The sequence below is a fragment of the Actinophytocola algeriensis genome, assembly GCF_014203735.1.
Classification (GTDB): domain Bacteria; phylum Actinomycetota; class Actinomycetes; order Mycobacteriales; family Pseudonocardiaceae; genus Actinophytocola; species Actinophytocola algeriensis.
In genome coordinates this window covers 1,072,340-1,088,824 of the sequence record NZ_JACHJQ010000001.1, presented here as the reverse complement: position 1 = coordinate 1,088,824, position 16,485 = coordinate 1,072,340, and the positions used below count along the sequence as shown (strand labels likewise).

The following is a 16,485-nucleotide window of genomic DNA, read 5'->3' as shown; positions in this document are numbered from 1 at the left end:
GCTGCGTCGGCAGGGCTAGCAGACGACCGAATTGCCCCATTCGGTGGACAAAGCGAGTGATTTTCGCTGTTTTCACATTTCTTTGTGGCAAAGACCAACCGAACGGCCGAACCGGGAGCACGATGAACGTCACACACCTCAACTGCGGCACCATGCGTGAGATCCCCGCCGACGGCCGGGAGCCCGCGCGGGTCGTGTGCCACTGCCTGGTCATCGAGGCGGAGCACGGGCTGGTGCTGGTGGAGACCGGTTTCGGAGCCGTGGACGTGACGCAGCCTTCGGTCGCGCTCGGCGACGCGTTCCTGGAGCGCACGGCGCCGGTGCTCTCTCCGTCGGAAACCGCCGCGGCCCAGCTCATCGCGCGTGGGTACGCGCCGTCCGACGTCACGGACATCGTGCTCACGCACCTGGATCTCGACCACAGCGGCGGGTTGCCGGACTTCCCCGGCGCGCGGGTGCACCTGCACGACGCCGAGTACCGGGCGGCCATGGCCGTCTCCGACGCACATCCCGAGCACACGCTGCGGTACCCGGCCCGCGCACTGGGCTCATCGGCCGCGCTGGGTGACCTATCCGTCACGGCGGGACGTGTCGTGGTTCGGGTTCGACGCCGTGCGGCTGGACGGACTGCCATCGGAGTTGTTGCTGGTGCCCCTCGCCGGGCACTCCGCCGGGCACTGCGCGGTGGCGGTCCGAACCGCTGACCGATGGCTGCTGCACGCCGGCGATGCGTTTTATTACGACGGGCAGATCACCAGTGACCGCTGGGCGATTCCTCTGTGGGACGCGTTCGAGGAGGTGACCGAAGTGGACCGGCCGTTGCGGGTGGGGAACCAGGCCAGGTTGCGGGAGCTGGTCCGGGAGCACGGGGATGAGGTGCGGGTGTTCTCCGCGCACGATCCGTGGGCGTTCGCCGAGGTCGCCGGTCTCGCACGGGGTGGCGTGCCGTCGATGCCGTGAAGGGCGCCTCCTGGACGGGAGGTCGTCCTGAAGGCGCCCTTCGTGGCGTCGGCTTCGGCTACTGGATCCTGGACAGGCACTCGCGCATCGTGTCCATGCCCATCTGGCCGAGGTAGAGGGACTCCATGTGGAAGTGCTTCAGGTCGAAGGCGCCACCCGCCCGCGCCTTCGCGTCGTCGCGGGCTTCCAGCCACAGGCGTTCGCCCAGTTTGTAGGCCGGGGCCTGGCCCGCCCAGCCCAGGTAGCGGTCCACCTCGTCGACCACCAGCTCGTGTTCGGTGATCGTGCGGGTCAGCATGAACTCCAGCCCCAGGTCCGGGGTCCACCTCGCACCCTCGTGGAAGCCGGTGCCCGCCGGGATCTCCAGTTCCAGGTGCATGCCGATGTCGATGATCACGCGGGCGGCACGGAAGATGTTCTCGTTGAGCATCCCGAACAGGTTGCCGTCGTCCGACAGGTAGCCGAACTCGCGCATCAGGCGTTCCGCGTAGAGGGCCCAGCCCTCCGAGTACGCGGGCACCCACGACAGCATCCGCTGGAACTTGTTCAGCCGTTCCGCGTGGTACATGGCCGTCGCGATCTGCATGTGGTGGCCCGGGACGCCCTCGTGGTACACGATGCTCGCCTCGCGCCACGTCGTGAACTCGTCCTTGTCCGGGGGCAGGGCCCACCACATGGCGCCCGGGCGGCTGAAGTCGTCGGTCGGGTTCGTGTAGTAGGCACCCGCGGTGCCGCCGGGCGGGGCGATCTTGCAGTCCAGCCGCATGATCTCGTCCGGGATGTCGAAGTGGACGCCGCGCAGGTCGGACAGGGCCTGGTCGGACAGCTTCTGCATCCACTCGCGGAACGCTTCGACGCCCCGCACCTGGTAGCGGGGGTCGTTGTCCAGCGCCGCCGCCGCTTCCGCGAGGCTCGCGCCCGGCTTGACGCGGTTCGCGACCTCCTTCATCTCCGCCTCGAGGCGCAGGAACTCGGTCCAGCCCCACTCGTAGGCCTCACGCAGGTCCAGTGCGGCACCGAGGTACCGGCGGGACAACAGCTTGTACGCCTCCGCGCCCACCGCGTCCTTCCCCGGGGCCTTCGGAAGTACCTCGGCGCGGAGGAACTCCGCCAGCTCGCCGTACGCCTTCGACGCGGCAGCCGCGCCCGCGTCCAGGTCCGTGCGGACGGTGTCCGGGACGTCCTTGGCGCCCGCGACGAAGTCGGTGAAGAAGCCCTGGCTCCACTTCTGGCACTGGTCGGCGACCTTGGTGACCTGGCGGACCGCGGAGACGTTGCCCTTCGCGGCCGCGTGCAGCAGGGACACGCGGTACCCGGCCAGCGCCGCCGGCAGGCGGGACAGGCGGGTGGCGATGGTGGACCAGTCGTCCGCGGTGCTCGTCGGCATCAGGTCGAACGTGGACCGCAGGCTCTGCGGCGGGCTCGCGAGCACGTTGAGGTCCGAGTCGATCAGACCCGCGTCGTACAGCTCGACCTCCACGCCGAGGCGCTCGGTGAAGACCGCCTTCGCAACGCGTTCCGCGTCGTCCGATGGCTCCACGGCGGAGACGTCGGCCAGTGCGCGCCTCGCCAGGCCCGCCACCGCGGCGTTGCCCTCCGGCGACAGGTCCGGCCACTGGTCGTCGTAGCCCGGTATGCCTAGCTCGGTCGCGATGGTGGGCACGAGCCGGACGTAGTCGTCCACGTAGTCGTCGCTGATGCGGTGCACGGTCATGGCGGGCACGGTACCCATCAGCTCCTGCGCACACACGGGATTTCGCGCCCGGCACGGCTACTGGCAGGATGGCGCGATGCGCAGGGTCTCCAGGGTCACCGGGCTGTTCGCGCTGTTCGCCGTGCTCATGCTTTCGCTGACCGGGTGCCTCCGCATCCACACCGCACTGGCCGTGTCCCCGGAGGACACCGTCTCGGGCGAGCTGATCATCGCCGCGTTACCGGTGAGCGAACAGGACAACGGGCCGCCGCTGACGATCCCGCCGGAGCTCAACGACCGTGTGCGGGCGGAGAAGTACACGCAGGACGGCTACGTCGGCCAGAAGGTGACCTTCAAGGAGCTGCGGTTCACCGACGTGGCGACGCTCGTCGAGTCGATCTCCGAGGCCAACCAGTACCGGCTGTCGCTGCGCCGCGTGGGTGGCCGGGTCACGCTCGCCGGGTCGGTCGACCTGACGCAGGTGCCGAAGGACCGCGCGGACATCCAGATCAAGATCGCCTTCCCCGGCCCGGTCACCAGAACCGACGGCGACGAGGACGACAGCACGATCAGCTGGTCCCCGAAGCCCGGCGCGGTCACCGAGTTCAACGCCATCGCGGAGTACTCCAACGGCGGCGGCGAGTCGCTGATGAAGTGGGTGACGATCGTCGGCGGCGGCGCACTGCTGGCGGCGGTGATCGCCGCGCTGCTCGCGCTGATCGCACACCGGCGAAGCCTGAGCGCCGACCGAGCACAGGCGGTCGGCCGCTACTAGCGCTGTGTCCACCCACGTCGCCAGGTTCCGTGGATGGGGCGGGGCGCCCTCCGGCGAGGACAAGTCACCCCGCGCAAGAAGGAACGCCCAACGTAGGCGACCGCAGCACTAACCGACGGAACGCAGCTGCGACCGGCCCGGCGCCAGGCCGAGGCGGTCGACGACGATTTCCTTCGTCGCCTTGGAGCGGTTGAACGTGTAGAAGTGCAGGCTCGGCACGCCTTCGGCCAGCAGCCGCTCGCACAGCTCGGTCGTGACGTTCATGCCCTCCTCGCGGAACGCCTTCGCGTCACCGGCGAGCGGGTCGAGCCTGCCTGCCAGCGACGCGGGCACGTCCGCGCCGGACAGTTCCACGGTCTTGCTCAGGATCCTCGGCGTGGTCAGCGGCATCACGCCGGGCAGCAGCAGCGTCTCGCAGCCCGCGGCGGCGACGCGGTCGCGCAGGCGGAGGAAGTCGTCGGCCTCGAAGAACAGCTGCGCGATGGCGAAGTCGGCGCCCGCGCGGAGCTTGGACACCAGGTACCGGGTGTCCTCGTCGAGGTCGGCGGAGCGCGGGTGGCCGTACGGGAACGCCGACACGCCGACGCAGAAGTCGCCGAGCGAACGGACGAGGCTCACCAGCTCCTCGGCGTACTCGAGGCCCTCCGGGTGCTTGACCCACTCACCGTTGGGGTCGCCGGGCGGGTCGCCACGCAGCGCGAGCACGTTGCGGATGCCGAGCGAGGCGTACCAGCCGATGACGTTGCGCAGCTCGGCCACCGAGTGGTCCACCGCGGTCAGGTGGGCCATCGAGACCAGTGTGGTCTCCGTCACGACACGGCCGGTGGTCCGGATGGTGCGGTCGCGGCTGGAGCCGCCCGCGCCGTAGGTCACCGACACGAAAGCCGGGTCAAGGCCCTCCAACGACCGGATCGCGTTCCACAGCCGGAGTTCGTCCGCATCGTCGCGCGGCGGCATGAACTCGACGGAGAACACCGGCCGGTCGCCGGGAATACGCGCCACCACCGAAGTCATGTACCCAGGGTAGTGACCCTGCCTACAGATACCCTCGACACCCACCCCCGGCAGTGCGTTCCGGGATCCGAACACGCACCATGGTCAGCGTGACCCCCGAGCGCGTGGCAGCGGACATGGCAGAGGACATCGACATGGCGGTGCACCGCCATGTCGAGAAGCTCCTCCGCGGTTACCTGGCGGAGCGCCGCGCGGAGCTGCCCGCGCTGGCGCAGACGTTCGCGGCCGCCGTCGACACCCTCTCCGACTTCGCGCTCCGCGGCGGCAAGCGGATCCGGCCCACGTTCGCGTGGTGGGGCTGGCGCGCCGCGGGCGGGGAAGGCACCGGTACGCGGGCCGAGGCCGTGCTCACGGCGGTCAGCGCGCTGGAGCTGATCCAGACGTGCGCGCTGGTCCACGACGACCTCATGGACGCGTCCGAGCTGCGCAGGGGCCACCCGACCGTGCACGTCCGGTTCACCGACGCGCACCGCGCGGGCGGCTGGCTCGGCGAGCCGGAGCGGTTCGGGATGGCCGCCGCGATCCTGCTCGGCGACCTGGCGCTCGCGTGGGCGGACGACATGTTCACCGGCGCGCCGCTGTCGGACCGGATGCGAGGTGCTGCCCGCGGGCCGTGGCTCGCCATGCGGGCGGAGATGTTCGCCGGCCAGTACCTCGACGTGCTCGCGCAGGCCGAGGGCGACGAGTCCGAGGAGCGCGCGCTGGGGGTGGCGCGGCTGAAGACCGCCGCCTACACGGTGGAACGGCCGCTGCACATGGGTGTCGCGCTCGCGGGGGCCGACGAGGACACGATCGCCGCGGTCCGTGCGTTCGGCACCGACGTCGGCGTCGCGTTCCAGCTGCGGGACGACCTGCTCGGCGTGTACGGCGACACCGAGGTGACCGGCAAGCCCGCCGGCGACGACCTGCGTGAAGGCAAGCGCACGCTGCTCGTCTCGCTGGGGCTGGGCTACGCGGACGAGGCGGGCAGGCACGCCGACGCGGACCTGCTGCGCCGCGCGCTCGGCGACCCCGGCCTGACGCAGGAGACCATCCAGCGCGTGCGGGACCTGCTGGTCGAGGTCGGTGCGGTCGACGAGCTGGAGCGGCGGATCGAGAAGCTCACGGTGTCGGCGATGGCCGCGCTCGACGCGGCGGGCCTCGACGAGCCCGGCCGCACGCGGCTCGCGGACCTCGCGATCGCCGCCACCCGACGGGACCGCTGAATGCGCGCGCTCCCCGGCGCGACCGACCGGGTGGTCGTGGTCGGCGCCGGGCTCGCCGGGCTCTCGGCCGCGCTGCATCTGATCGGCGCGGGCCGCGAGGTGACCGTGCTGGAGTCGGCGCCGCACGTCGGCGGCCGGGCGGGCGCGGACCGGCTCGGCGCCTACCGCATCGACACCGGCGCGTCCGTGCTCACCATGCCGGACCTGCTGGACGAGGCGTTCTCGGCGGTGGGCTCGTCGCTCGCGGAACGGGTCGAGCTGACCCGCCTCGACCCCGCCTACCGGGCGCACTTCGCCGACGGGTCCACGATCCACGTGCACACCGGCGCCGACGCGATGGCCGAGGAGGTCCGGCGGGTGGCCGGGCCGCGCGAGGCGGCCGGGTACCTGCGGCTGCGCCAGTGGCTCACCAGCCTGTACCGGGTGCAGCGCGAGGAGTTCATCGGCGCCAACTTCGACTCGCCCCTCGACCTGCTCGGCCCGAAGCTCGCGCACCTGGCCGCCATGGGCGGGTTCGGCAGGCTCGGCCCGAGGATCGGCCGGTACCTGTCCGACGAGCGGCTGCGGCGGCTGTTCTCGTTCCAGTCGCTGTACGCGGGTCTCGCGCCCGCCGAGGCGCTCGCCGCGTACGGCGTGATCGCGTACATGGACACCGTCGCGGGCGTGTGGTTCCCGCGCGGCGGGGTCGGTGCGGTCGCCGAGGCCATGGCCGCCGCCGCGGCCGACGCGGGCGGGTCGGTGCGGACCGGCACCGGCGCCGCGTGGCTGGAGCGCACCGGTGACCGCGTGACCGCCGTGCGCACCACGCACGGCGAGCGGATCCCGTGTGACGCGATCGTGCTCACCCCCGACCTGCCGGTCAGCTACCGGCTGCTGGGCCGCACGCCACGCAGGCCGCTGCGGCCGCGCTGGTCGCCGTCCGCGGTGGTGCTGCACGTCGGCGTGACCCGCACCTGGCCGGAGCTCGGGCACCACACGGTGTTCTTCGGCACGCACTGGGACCGCACGTTCGACGAGATCCTGCACCGCGGCAAGCTCATGAGCGACCCGTCGCTGCTGGTCACCCGGCCGACCGCGACCGATCAGGCGCTCGCGCCTTCCGGCCGCGAGGTGATCTCGGTCCTCGCGCCGTGCCCCAACCAGGAGACCGGCGAGATCGACTGGGACCGGGTCGGCCCCGCCTACCGCGCCGAGCTGGGCCAGGTGCTCGCGGCGCGCGGCCTCACCGGGTTCGACGACGCGGTCGAGGTCGAGCGGCTCGTCACCCCGGCGGACTGGGCCGCGGCCGGACTCGCCGCGGGCACCCCGTTCTCCCTCGCGCACACGTTGCAGCAGACCGGTCCGTTCCGGCCCCGCAACCTCGTCGGCGGCGTGGCCAACGCCGTGCTCGCGGGCTGTGGCACCACACCTGGCGTCGGCATCCCGCCGGTGGTCATCTCGGGCAGGCTGGCCGCCCAACGGGTAACGGGCGCACAACGTCAGCGTTCCGTCAGCTCATCCCCGCGCGTCGCCGCGCGATGAGTTGCGATACTCCTCCCGGAACTGCGCCGAACAGACCACACGGCGCACCCGGGATGGGGAGGACCATGACTCGGAAGCCGCGCCGCCTTGTGCCTTTTCTCGTGGTGGCCGTGCTCGGGCTGACCGCCTGCACGAACGCGGTCGGTGGCGCGCCGTCCGGGGTCGAGATCGGGCCGCTCACCACGGCCGAGGCGACCGCTTCCGCGCTCACGAGCTTCGCGGAGTCCGCAGCGACCCGCTACCAGGGCGGGTTGAAGGCCTCCGACGGCTCCGCGTTCACCGTCGACGTGACCGCCACCAGCACCAGCGAGGTGTTCGGCACCATCACCGTCGACGGGCTCGGCGCGACGATCACGGTGCTCGACAAGACCCTGTACCTCAAGGGCGCGCCCGAGTTCTGGGCCGCCATGGCCGCCCGCTTCGGCGTCAGCTCCGGCGACGGCACCGCGCTCGGCAACCGCTGGGTGAAGCTGCCGACCGTGCTGCTCGGCATCGAGTTCGCCGACATCTTCACCCCGGACGTGGTCAGCCAGGCCGCGGGCAAGGCCACCAAGGGCGACGGCGCGCTGCCGGACAAGACCACCAAGGTCGCCGAGGTCGAGGGCCTCGAGGTCCCCGTCGACGGCGGCAAGGTCTACCTCGCGAAGGACGCGCCGCACGGCGTGGTCGCCATCGCGCTCGACGAGATCGGCAGCGCGGAGAACACCAAGGCGCGCGACCTCCAGGTCGCGGTCAGCGACGTGTCCGCGAACATCAACAAGATCTACACCGACCTCGCGAACGGGGCCACGAAGGACCTGGGCACCGCGATCGACGCGCTCACCACGATCACCCAGGGCGGCAACCGGTTCGACGCCTGTGGCGCGCCGAGCTGCACGCTCATCGTCGACATCACCAACCCGTCCAAGAAGGCCGTGAAGGTCCACCTGAAGGCCGACTGGACGGGCGACAACGCGCCGCTCGGCAGCTGCGAGCAGACCGTCGGACCGGTCCAGCCCGGCGCGGCGGCCACCATGAGCTGCGCGATCACCACCCCGGAGTGGGGGAGCTTCTACCAGCGCGCCAACTCGGTGCCCGGCAGCCACCCGTACGGCGCGGTGTGGACCGCGCTCGCGCTCGCCGACCCGCCGGACGCGAAGCCGCTCGAGGAACGCGCCACCGCCAAGCCCGCCGACACCAAGTCGGGCAGGGAAGGCGAGAGCGGGCACGCCGTCTACGCGATCAGCTACGCCGACAGCGTGTGGAAGTACGGCGTCGCGTCCGCCCGCTACTGGCGCGACCAGGCGAAGGAACAGCTGCGCGGCTGCCTCGGCACCACCAAGTCGGTGTGCACCGCATCGCTCGTCACCACCGCCGAGAACCCCGTTTCGGCGTACGCGCTCGCGACCCAGCTGGTGGCCACGTACAAGCAGGAGAACGGCGAGTGCCCGGCGGGCCAGTGGGTGAGCTGCCCGAAGTGACGGGGCTGTTCGGCGCCGCCGGGAGGAAGAGCACCCCGGCACTCGACGAGGCGTACCGGGCGTGCCGCCGCATCAACGCGCGGTACGGGCGCACGTACTTCCTCGCCACCCGGTTCCTGCCCGCCGCGAGCAGGCCGTCCGTGCACGCCCTGTACGGGTTCGCGCGGCTGGCCGACGAGATCGTGGACAACGCGGTCGCGCCGGGTGATCCCGCCCAGGCGCTGACCACGCTCGAGAAGGCGCTCGCCGAGGCGTTCGCCGGGGCGCCGCCCGCGCACCCGGTGCTGCTGGCGCTCACCGACACCGTGCGGCGCCACGACATCGACGAGGCCCTGTTCACCGAGTTCCTCGCGTCCATGCGGATGGACCTCACGATCACCGGCTACGCCACGTTCGCCGACCTCGCCGAGTACACCCACGGCTCGGCCGGGGTCATCGGGCTGCAGATGCTGCCCGTGCTCGGCACCGAGGGCCCCCGGGAGGAGGCGGCGCCGTACGCGGCCGCGCTCGGCGAGGCGTTCCAGCTGACCAACTTCCTGCGCGACGTCGGGGAGGACCTCGACCGCGGCCGCCTGTACCTGCCCGCCGACGAGCTGGCCGCGTTCGGGGTGGACCGGGCCATGCTCGAACACGCCCACCGCACCGGCCGCACGGAACGGCCGATCCGGCGCGCGCTCGCCCACCTCGTGTCCTGCACGCACGCGGTCTACCGGCGGGCCGAACCGGGCATCGCGCTGCTGGCGCCGAGGTCACGGCCCTGCATCGCCGCCGCGACCGCCATGTACCGCCACATCCTCGACGAGATCGCCGACGCCGGCTACGACGTGCTCGGCAGGCGGGTCGTCGTGCCGACGCACCGGCGGCTGCGGATCGCGGTCTCCGCAATGGCCCGTGCGCTGCCCTTTCGGGTGGCACCCCGTTCCCGCTGAGCCGGTCCCGCAGCACTGCCCTGTCCGGCTGCCAAAGGTCATCCTCCGTGCACAAGCCACGACGTGGGAGGACTTCATGACCGTGCCAGAGGGAGCCCAGCTCTCCGATGACGGCAATTACTGGTGGGACGGCACCGATTGGCAGCCGACCGGGAACGCGGCGACGGGCGACGTAGGCGGCGGCATCGCCGACGCGCTCGCGCAGCAAGGCATCGCCATCGCGCCGGAAGCGGCGGACGCGGGCTACATCCAGCAGATCGCGCTGCACGTGAACAGCTGGTACGAGGGCCTGGACGAGAACAGCAGGGCGATCGTGGACGCCCTGTCGCGGCAGGGCGCCGACCTGCTGCTCGCCGACCCGGAGGTCGGCGTGGTGTCCGAGGGTGACCCGCTGATCACCGCGTTCTCGGCCAACGGCATGACGTTGCACGAGTCGCTGTCGGCGACGAACCAGGCACTCGAACAGACCGCGTGAGGGAAGGGCTGAACCATGTCGTGGGATGACTTCACCGCGTGCGCGGGCCGGGACGGCGAGATCCTCGTGGAGATCGGCGAGGACGGGGTCAAGGAGATCGCGGGCCTGTGGAAGATGCTGCCGCAGGACGTGAAGGCGATGCTGATCGCCGCCGCCCGGTGGGGCGGCGTGTACCTGGAGGCGGCGCTGGCCGCGGTCGGCATCGCCGCCGCGGAGGCCATCGCGGCGGTGGCCGCGGGCGCCGGGCTCGGCGTGATCATGGCCGTGATCATGGACTGCTACGACCACCTGTGATGGCCGCTCTGTCGCAGGGTTTCGCGCTCGCGCTGGCCGGTCTGCTGGTCAGCGCGGGCGCACCCAAGCTGTGGCGCCCCGGTCACGTGGCCGGGGCGCTGCGGCGCGTCTTCGGGCCGCGTGGGAGCACCTCCGCGCTGCGGCGCCACGGGCGGCTGCTCGGCGCGTGGGAGCTGCTGCTCGCCGCGGCCGTCGTGCACGTCGGCGGCCGGGTCACCGGGGTGGCGCTCGCGGTCACGTTCGCCGGGTTCCTCGGCTTCGTGGTCGTGGCCGTCCGGCGTGGCTCGTCGTGCGGCTGCTGGGCGTCACTGACCGAAGGACCCGCGGGCGGCGCCGAACTGGCCCGTACGGCCGTGCTGGCGGCCGCGGCGGGGTACGTGGCCGGGACGGGGTGGCCGCGGGGCGTCAGCGTCGCCGCACTGGGGTGGGCGGGCGCGCTGCTCGCCGTCATGGTGCTGGCCGCGGTGGCCGGCGGGCGGATCGCACCCGTGCGGTCGGCCGGCGTGGCGCGCAGGCTGGCTCGGCGTGCCGCACCGACCCGCCGTGGACGGCTGCTCGCGCGGCTGGCGTTCCTGGCCGGGTTCGTGCACATCGGCACCGACGCGGAGCAGGCTCGACTGCGCCGCGCACTCGACGCGACGCAGCGGACCGCGACGCAGCGGACCGTGACCCGGGCGGCCGGTCAGAAAGCCAGGGCCTGAGCCCTGCGTTTCACCTCACGGCCACCCGTCGCGCGCAGCGCGGCGATCGGGGTGCCCCCCGGCAGCGTCTCGTCCGGCTCGAAGAGCCAGCGCAGCATGTCGTCGGGGGTGAAGCCGGCGTCCGCGAGCACGGTGATCGTGCCCGGCAGGCCTTTGACGATCTGGCCGTCAGCGGTGAGGAACGGGGTCGGCACACTCAGCACCCCGTTCCTGCGGACCGCGAGCAGCTGACCGTCCCGCAACGCCTGCCGTACCTTCGTGACCGGCAGCGCCAGCCGGTCGGCCACATCGGGCAGCGGTAGGACCTCGACATCGGGGCCCAGCACGTCGTCGGCGGAAGGGATCGCACTCACACCGCAAACGATGCCACAGGTGAGGTCGTCCCGCGCAGAGGGTTTTCCACCCGCGTGACCCGGTCGTGACCCGGACAGCGCCCCATGATTCGCTCCGCGGGCTCCGCGAATTGGACCGCTTCGCCACGCCATCACGCCGCGCTCCGTACCATCACGGTCGTGGACGAAAGGGGAGTCGGCTTGATCGGCGCGCTGCTGGAGCAGCGGTACCGGGTCGACGCGCTGCTCGCCCGCGGTGGCATGTCCTCGGTGTACCGCGGGCTGGACACGCGTCTCGACCGCCGGGTGGCGATCAAGGTGATGGACGCGCGGTTCGCCGATGACCGGGCCTTCGTGGACCGCTTCGAGCGCGAGGCACGGTCGGCGGCCAAGATCCACCACCCGAACGTGGTGGCGGTGCACGACCAGGGCGTCGACAAGTCACCGAACGGTGATCTCGTCTACCTGGTCATGGAGCTCGTCGACGGCGGCACGCTGCGCGACCTCATCAACGAGCGCGGCGCGCTCGACGTGCCGACCGCGCTCGCGATCATGGAGCCGGTGCTCTCGGCACTGGCCGCCGCGCACCGCGCCGGTCTGGTGCACCGGGACGTCAAGCCGGAGAACGTGCTCATCGGGCACGGCGGCGAGGGCGGCAGCACGGTCAAGGTCGGCGACTTCGGCCTGGTCAGAGCCATCCACAGCGCGGGGACCACCAGCGCGAGCGTCATCCTCGGCACGGTCGCCTACCTCTCCCCCGAGCAGGTCACCACCGGCAACGCGAACTCGGCAGGCGACGTGTACTCGGCGGGCATCGTCCTGTTCGAGGCACTGACCGGCACCGCGCCCTACACCGGCGACAACGCCATCTCCGTCGCCTACCGCCACGTGAACGACGACGTGCCCGCCCCGTCCACGCTCGCCGGCAACATCCCGCCCGAGCTGGACGACCTGGTCGTCCGCGCGACCCGGCGCGACATGGAGCAGCGCCCGGTCGACGGCGCCGCGTTCCTCTCGGAGATCGAGAAGCTGCGCATGGTGATCGGTGCGCCGCGGGTGCCGGTCCCGGTGCCCGCGCCGACGATCGCCGACCGCACGATGCCGGTGTCGCCGGAGACCATCCGCCACAGCTCGGGCGTGATCGACACCAGCGAGGCTGAGAGGACCGTCCGGAACGCCCCCGTCGTGTCCCCCGCGGTGGCCCCCGTCGCGCCCGCGGGCGCGACGATCGTGCGGCAGGCGCCGCCCGGTGGTTTCCGGCCGATCGGGCCGCAGGGCACGCGGGCGATGCTGCGCACCGACCTGGACCGCGCCGGCCCCGCGACCGAGTACGTGCCACCCGTGTCCGGTCCGTTCCCGTCCCAGCAGCCGCAGGCCGCACCGCCGCGCCCGCCACGCAACCGGCCGCCGCAGCCGCCGCCCGCGCGGAAGGGCCGCGGCGGGTCGATCGCGCTGTGGAGTGCCGTCGCGGTGCTGGTGCTCGCGCTCGTCGGCACGTCGACCTGGTGGTTCGCCTCCGGCCGGTACCGCACGGTGCCGGACGTGGCGGCGATGGCCAGGGACGACGCCGAACGAAAGTTGCGGGACAACGACCTGGACCCGCAGATCAAGACCGAACGGCACAACACCATCGCGGCGGGCACGGTGATCAGGACCGACCCCGCGCAGGGCCAGGAGGTGCTGCGCGGCGACTCGGTCACCATGGTCGTGTCGCTCGGCAAGCCGAAGGTGCCGGAGGTGCGCGAGGGCGCCGACCCGACGGAGGTCGAGGACCTCATCCGCAAGCAGGGCCTGCAGCCGGACCGCGACGACGGGCAGAACCGGTACGACGACGACGTCGAGAAGGGCAAGGTCGTCTCGGTCTCGCCGCAGCCGGGCACGGAGCTCAACATCGGTGAGCGCGTTGTCATCGTGCTCAGCAAGGGCCCGGAGCCCAAGCCGATCCCCGACGTGCGCAACAAGACGCGGGACGAGGCGTTCCAGGAACTCACCGCCCTCGGTTACACACCGGTCGAGGGCACCGCGGAGTTCTCGGCGGACGTCGAGGGCGGGCGGGTCATCCGCACCGACCCGGAGATCGGCTCGAAGATCGAGGGCGACGACAAGACCGTCACCGTGATCGTGTCCAACGCGGTGACCGTGCCCGACCTCGGCAACCAGTCCGCCGACCAGGCCGTGGCAACGCTGCAGCAACTCGGGCTCCAGGCGGAGATCCAGGCCTTCGGCGGCGGGTCCGGCCGGGTGATCGGCCAGAGCCCCACCGCCAACAGCAAGGTCGCGCCGAACTCGAAGGTCGTCATATGGGTGATCCCCTGACCTGCGCGCAAGGGTGAACAACCACGGCTTCGCATGGGCGTAACTCGCAGGACACGGAACGCTGGTGAGCTGAAGCCATGGGCCGATTGACTGGGTTGGACGCGGCTTTCCTGAGCCTGGAGACCCGGGAACGCCCGATGCACCTCGGCGCCGTCGCCGTGTTCCGGGGACCGGTGCCGGCCGGGCGGCTGCGGACACTGCTGGTGGAGCGGGCGGCCCGGCTGCCGGGACTCCGCGTCGACGGTGGCTGGTTCCCGTCGTGGTGGCCGGCGTCGGACTTCGACCCGGCCGGGCACGTGCACACCTACGAGGTGGCCGGGCAGCGCACGTTCGAGGCATACGCGGCTGGCTGGCTCGCGACCCCGCTGGACCTGTCCCGGCCGCCGTGGGACGTGCACGTCGTCACCGGCCTGTCCGACGACCGGTTCGCGGTCCTCGTGAAGCTGCACCACGCACTCGCCGACGGCGCCGGTGCGGTGGCGCTGGCGGGTGCGCTGCTCGACGGTGGCCTGCCGCACTCCAGGGCAACGGACCCGCCGTCCTACGGCATCGGCCAGACCGCGGCCATGGCCGGCGCGGTCGCACGCGCCGTGCGGGTGCCGCCGGTGCCCGCGATGCGCACGTCCGGCGGCACGGCCCGGCGGGTGTCGTTCGTCCGCCTCGACCTCGCCGACGTGCGGCAGATCCGCCGCAGGCACGGCGGGACCACGAACGACGTGGCGCTCGCCGTGCTCACCGGCGGGCTGCGGGAGTGGCTGCGGTCGCGGGGCGCGCCGGTGGACGGCCGGGCTCCGCGTGCGCTGATCCCGGTGAACACGCGAGCCCGTGGCGGCGCAGGCGGCAACCAGCTGTCGGGGTACCTGTGCGACCTGCCGGTCGGTCTCACCGATCCGGTGGCGCGGCTGCGCGCTGTCCGCTCGGCGATGGACGCGAACAAGGCGGCAGGGCCTTCGCGCGGCGCGGGCACGTTGCCGATCCTCGCGAATCTTCTTCCTCCGGCCGTGCACCGGTTGTGCGGGCCGATCACCGGGCTCGGGGCGCCGCTGTTGTTCGACACCGTGGTGACCACCGTGCCGCTGCCGTCGGTGCCGTTGACCGTGGCCGGCGCGCCGCTGGCGGAGATCTATCCCTTTGGGCCGTTGGCACCCGGACATGCCGTGGGCGTCGCGATCTCGCCCTACCGGGACGCTGTCCACATCGGACTGCAGGCTGACCGGGACGCGGTGCCGGACCTCGACGTGCTCTCGCACGCGATCGCCAAGGCGTGCACGACGTTGCACGAACTGGCGCAGTGAGTTGCCCGGTGCCTTAAAACGCTTTCGGGACGTTGAGCGTCCCCGAAAGCGTTTTCATGGCATTCCGCGGGCGCCGTGCGGGGCCGGGTCAGCTGCGGAGCATCTCCGCGACCAGGAACGCCAGCTCCAGTGACTGCTGGGTGTTCAGGCGCGGGTCGCACGCGGTCTCGTAACGGCCCGCCAGGTCGTCGTCCGAAATGTCCTGGGCGCCGCCGAGGCACTCGGTGACGTCCTCGCCCGTCAGTTCCACGTGGATGCCGCCCGGGTGGGAGCCGAGGCGCCGGTGCACCTCGAAGAAGCCCTGGACCTCGTCGACGATGCGGTCGAAGTGGCGGGTCTTGTAGCCGGTGGACGACTCGTGCGTGTTGCCGTGCATCGGGTCGCACTGCCAGATCACCCGGTGGCCGGACGCCTCCACCTTCTCCACGATCGGCGGGAGCGCGTCGCGCACCTTTCCGTTGCCCATGCGGGAGATGAGCGTCAGGCGGCCCGGGGTGTTGTGCGGGTCGAGGCGCTCGACGTACTCGACCGCGAGCTCCGGCGTGGTGGTCGGGCCGATCTTGACGCCGATCGGGTTGGACAGCAGCTCCGCGAACGCGATGTGCGCGCCGTCGAGCTGGCGGGTCCGCTCCCCGATCCACAGGAAGTGCGACGACAGGTTGTACAGCCGGGGGTCGGGACCGCGGGTGTCCATGCGCAGGAGCGCGCGCTCGTAGTCGAGCAGCAGCGCCTCGTGGCTCGCGAAGATCTCCGTGCTGTGCAGCGACGTGTCCTCGACCCCGCACGCCTGCATGAACCGCAGGCCGCGGTCGATCTCCGTGGCCAGCGCCTCGTACCGCTCACCGGCCGCCGAGTTGCTGACGAAGTCCTTGTTCCACTCGTGGACCTTCGACAGGTCCGCCATGCCCGCCGCGGTGAGGGCGCGCACGAGGTTCATGGCCGCGCCCGCGTTGGCGTACGCGCGGATCATGCGGCCCGGGTCGGGCACGCGTGCCTCGTGCTTGGGCACGAGCGAGTTGATGATGTCGCCGCGGTACACCGGGAGGCCGAGCGCGTCGGTGGTGTTCGAGCGCGGCTTGGCGTACTGGCCCGCGATGCGGCCGACCTTCACGACCGGCAGGCTCGCGCCGTAGGTCAGGACGACGGCCATCTGCAGCAACGTGCGGATGTTGCCGCGGATGTGCGGCTCGGTGTTGTCCACGAAGGTCTCGGCGCAGTCGCCACCCTGCAGCAGGAAGGCCTCGCCGCGGGCGACCTCGGCGAGCTTGTCGCGCAGGCGGTCGATCTCGTTGGGGACGGTGATGGGCGGGACGCTCTCCAGCAGCGTGCGCACCTGGTGCAGCTGCTCGCGGTCCGGCCAGTCGGGTTGCTGCGCGGCAGGCCGGGACAGCGCGTCGTCGAGGCGGGCGCGCAGTGCCGGCGGCAGCGGCGGGAGCTCGGGAAGCGTGTCCACCGGCACGTCAACGGTCCAGTTCACGGCACCAGGGTAGCCCGGCGTGTCAGCCCGGTTTACGG

At 72.0% G+C, this 16,485-nt stretch carries 16 protein-coding genes; 12 read left to right on the top strand and 4 right to left on the bottom strand.

Annotation, left to right across the window (positions count from 1 at the left end):
• Window positions 1-122: 122 nt before the first annotated feature.
• Entirely contained in the window at window positions 123-704 is a 582-nt protein-coding gene (locus tag FHR82_RS05165) for an MBL fold metallo-hydrolase (RefSeq protein WP_311770881.1), read from the top strand.
• Window positions 705-798: 94 nt separating this feature from the next.
• Entirely contained in the window at window positions 799-960 is a 162-nt protein-coding gene (locus FHR82_RS47245) for a hypothetical protein (RefSeq protein ID WP_311770880.1), read from the top strand.
• A gap of 58 nt (window positions 961-1,018) precedes the next feature.
• Here FHR82_RS47245 and FHR82_RS05160 read toward each other — a convergent pair whose 3' ends face one another.
• Window positions 1,019-2,674, bottom strand: a complete 1,656-nt coding sequence (locus tag FHR82_RS05160) for a DUF885 domain-containing protein (RefSeq protein WP_225943944.1) — start codon at window positions 2,672-2,674, stop codon at window positions 1,019-1,021.
• 76 nt (window positions 2,675-2,750) lie between these two features.
• Between FHR82_RS05160 and FHR82_RS05155 the strand changes: the two genes are divergently transcribed.
• Entirely contained in the window at window positions 2,751-3,428 is a 678-nt protein-coding gene (locus tag FHR82_RS05155; protein WP_184809025.1) for an LppM family (lipo)protein, read from the top strand.
• 108 nt (window positions 3,429-3,536) lie between these two features.
• Here FHR82_RS05155 and FHR82_RS05150 read toward each other — a convergent pair whose 3' ends face one another.
• Window positions 3,537-4,442, bottom strand: coding sequence for a methylenetetrahydrofolate reductase (locus tag FHR82_RS05150; protein WP_184809024.1), 906 nt, complete (start codon window positions 4,440-4,442; stop codon window positions 3,537-3,539).
• An 80-nt stretch (window positions 4,443-4,522) separates the two neighbouring features.
• Between FHR82_RS05150 and FHR82_RS05145 the strand changes: the two genes are divergently transcribed.
• The 7 genes from FHR82_RS05145 to FHR82_RS05115 all read left to right on the top strand — a co-directional run bounded on the left by FHR82_RS05145 (window position 4,523) and on the right by FHR82_RS05115 (window position 11,027).
• On the top strand, window positions 4,523-5,647 hold the full coding sequence (locus tag FHR82_RS05145) for a polyprenyl synthetase family protein (protein WP_376706385.1): 1,125 nt from the start codon (window positions 4,523-4,525) through the stop codon (window positions 5,645-5,647).
• Window positions 5,648-7,168 (top strand): phytoene desaturase family protein, encoded by a 1,521-nt coding sequence (crtI, locus tag FHR82_RS05140; RefSeq protein ID WP_184809023.1) that lies wholly within the window; start codon window positions 5,648-5,650, stop codon window positions 7,166-7,168.
• Between the two features lie 65 nt (window positions 7,169-7,233).
• Window positions 7,234-8,628: a hypothetical protein gene (locus FHR82_RS05135; RefSeq protein ID WP_184809022.1), complete on the top strand. Its 1,395-nt coding sequence runs from the start codon at window positions 7,234-7,236 to the stop codon at window positions 8,626-8,628.
• Window positions 8,625-9,557, top strand: a complete 933-nt coding sequence (locus FHR82_RS05130; RefSeq protein ID WP_311770879.1) for a phytoene/squalene synthase family protein — start codon at window positions 8,625-8,627, stop codon at window positions 9,555-9,557. The genes FHR82_RS05135 and FHR82_RS05130 overlap by 4 nt, the downstream gene beginning before the upstream one ends.
• 76 nt (window positions 9,558-9,633) lie before the next feature.
• On the top strand, window positions 9,634-10,032 hold the full coding sequence (locus FHR82_RS05125) for a hypothetical protein (protein ID WP_184809021.1): 399 nt from the start codon (window positions 9,634-9,636) through the stop codon (window positions 10,030-10,032).
• Window positions 10,033-10,047: 15 nt separating this feature from the next.
• Complete coding sequence (locus FHR82_RS05120) at window positions 10,048-10,326, top strand: hypothetical protein (RefSeq protein WP_184809020.1); 279 nt, start codon at window positions 10,048-10,050, stop codon at window positions 10,324-10,326.
• Entirely contained in the window at window positions 10,326-11,027 is a 702-nt protein-coding gene (locus tag FHR82_RS05115) for a MauE/DoxX family redox-associated membrane protein (RefSeq protein WP_184809019.1), read from the top strand. Before FHR82_RS05120 ends, FHR82_RS05115 begins: the two co-directional genes overlap by 1 nt.
• Here the strand turns inward: FHR82_RS05115 and FHR82_RS05110 are convergent.
• Complete coding sequence (locus tag FHR82_RS05110; RefSeq protein ID WP_311770878.1) at window positions 11,009-11,380, bottom strand: Rv2175c family DNA-binding protein; 372 nt, start codon at window positions 11,378-11,380, stop codon at window positions 11,009-11,011. The two genes, FHR82_RS05115 and FHR82_RS05110, sit on opposite strands and share 19 nt — an antisense overlap.
• Before the next feature lie 159 nt (window positions 11,381-11,539).
• Between FHR82_RS05110 and FHR82_RS05105 the strand changes: the two genes are divergently transcribed.
• Together FHR82_RS05105 and FHR82_RS05100 are read left to right on the top strand one after the other, a co-directional pair.
• Entirely contained in the window at window positions 11,540-13,675 is a 2,136-nt protein-coding gene (locus tag FHR82_RS05105) for a Stk1 family PASTA domain-containing Ser/Thr kinase (RefSeq protein WP_311770877.1), read from the top strand.
• A gap of 77 nt (window positions 13,676-13,752) precedes the next feature.
• Complete coding sequence (locus tag FHR82_RS05100; RefSeq protein WP_184809017.1) at window positions 13,753-14,970, top strand: wax ester/triacylglycerol synthase domain-containing protein; 1,218 nt, start codon at window positions 13,753-13,755, stop codon at window positions 14,968-14,970.
• 88 nt (window positions 14,971-15,058) lie between these two features.
• On the opposite strand, the gene FHR82_RS05095 is transcribed toward FHR82_RS05100, so the two are convergent.
• The gene (locus tag FHR82_RS05095) at window positions 15,059-16,447 is read right to left on the bottom strand and encodes a class II 3-deoxy-7-phosphoheptulonate synthase (RefSeq protein WP_184809016.1); all 1,389 of its coding nucleotides are present in this window, start codon (window positions 16,445-16,447) and stop codon (window positions 15,059-15,061) included.
• Between the last annotated feature and the right edge of the window lie 38 nt (window positions 16,448-16,485).

Bases quoted from the DNA above. Each gene is read 5' to 3' on its own strand.
- FHR82_RS05165 (WP_311770881.1), top strand. From the start codon at position 123: ATGAACGTCACACACCTCAACTGCGGCACCATGCGTGAGATCCCCGCC.
- FHR82_RS05160 (WP_225943944.1), bottom strand. From the start codon at position 2,674: ATGACCGTGCACCGCATCAGCGACGACTACGTGGACGACTACGTCCGG.
- FHR82_RS05155 (WP_184809025.1), top strand. From the start codon at position 2,751: ATGCGCAGGGTCTCCAGGGTCACCGGGCTGTTCGCGCTGTTCGCCGTG.
- FHR82_RS05150 (WP_184809024.1), bottom strand. From the start codon at position 4,442: ATGACTTCGGTGGTGGCGCGTATTCCCGGCGACCGGCCGGTGTTCTCC.
- FHR82_RS05145 (WP_376706385.1), top strand. From the start codon at position 4,523: ATGGTCAGCGTGACCCCCGAGCGCGTGGCAGCGGACATGGCAGAGGAC.
- crtI (WP_184809023.1), top strand. From the start codon at position 5,648: ATGCGCGCGCTCCCCGGCGCGACCGACCGGGTGGTCGTGGTCGGCGCC.
- FHR82_RS05135 (WP_184809022.1), top strand. From the start codon at position 7,234: ATGACTCGGAAGCCGCGCCGCCTTGTGCCTTTTCTCGTGGTGGCCGTG.
- FHR82_RS05125 (WP_184809021.1), top strand. From the start codon at position 9,634: ATGACCGTGCCAGAGGGAGCCCAGCTCTCCGATGACGGCAATTACTGG.
- FHR82_RS05120 (WP_184809020.1), top strand. From the start codon at position 10,048: ATGTCGTGGGATGACTTCACCGCGTGCGCGGGCCGGGACGGCGAGATC.
- FHR82_RS05115 (WP_184809019.1), top strand. From the start codon at position 10,326: ATGGCCGCTCTGTCGCAGGGTTTCGCGCTCGCGCTGGCCGGTCTGCTG.
- FHR82_RS05100 (WP_184809017.1), top strand. From the start codon at position 13,753: ATGGGCCGATTGACTGGGTTGGACGCGGCTTTCCTGAGCCTGGAGACC.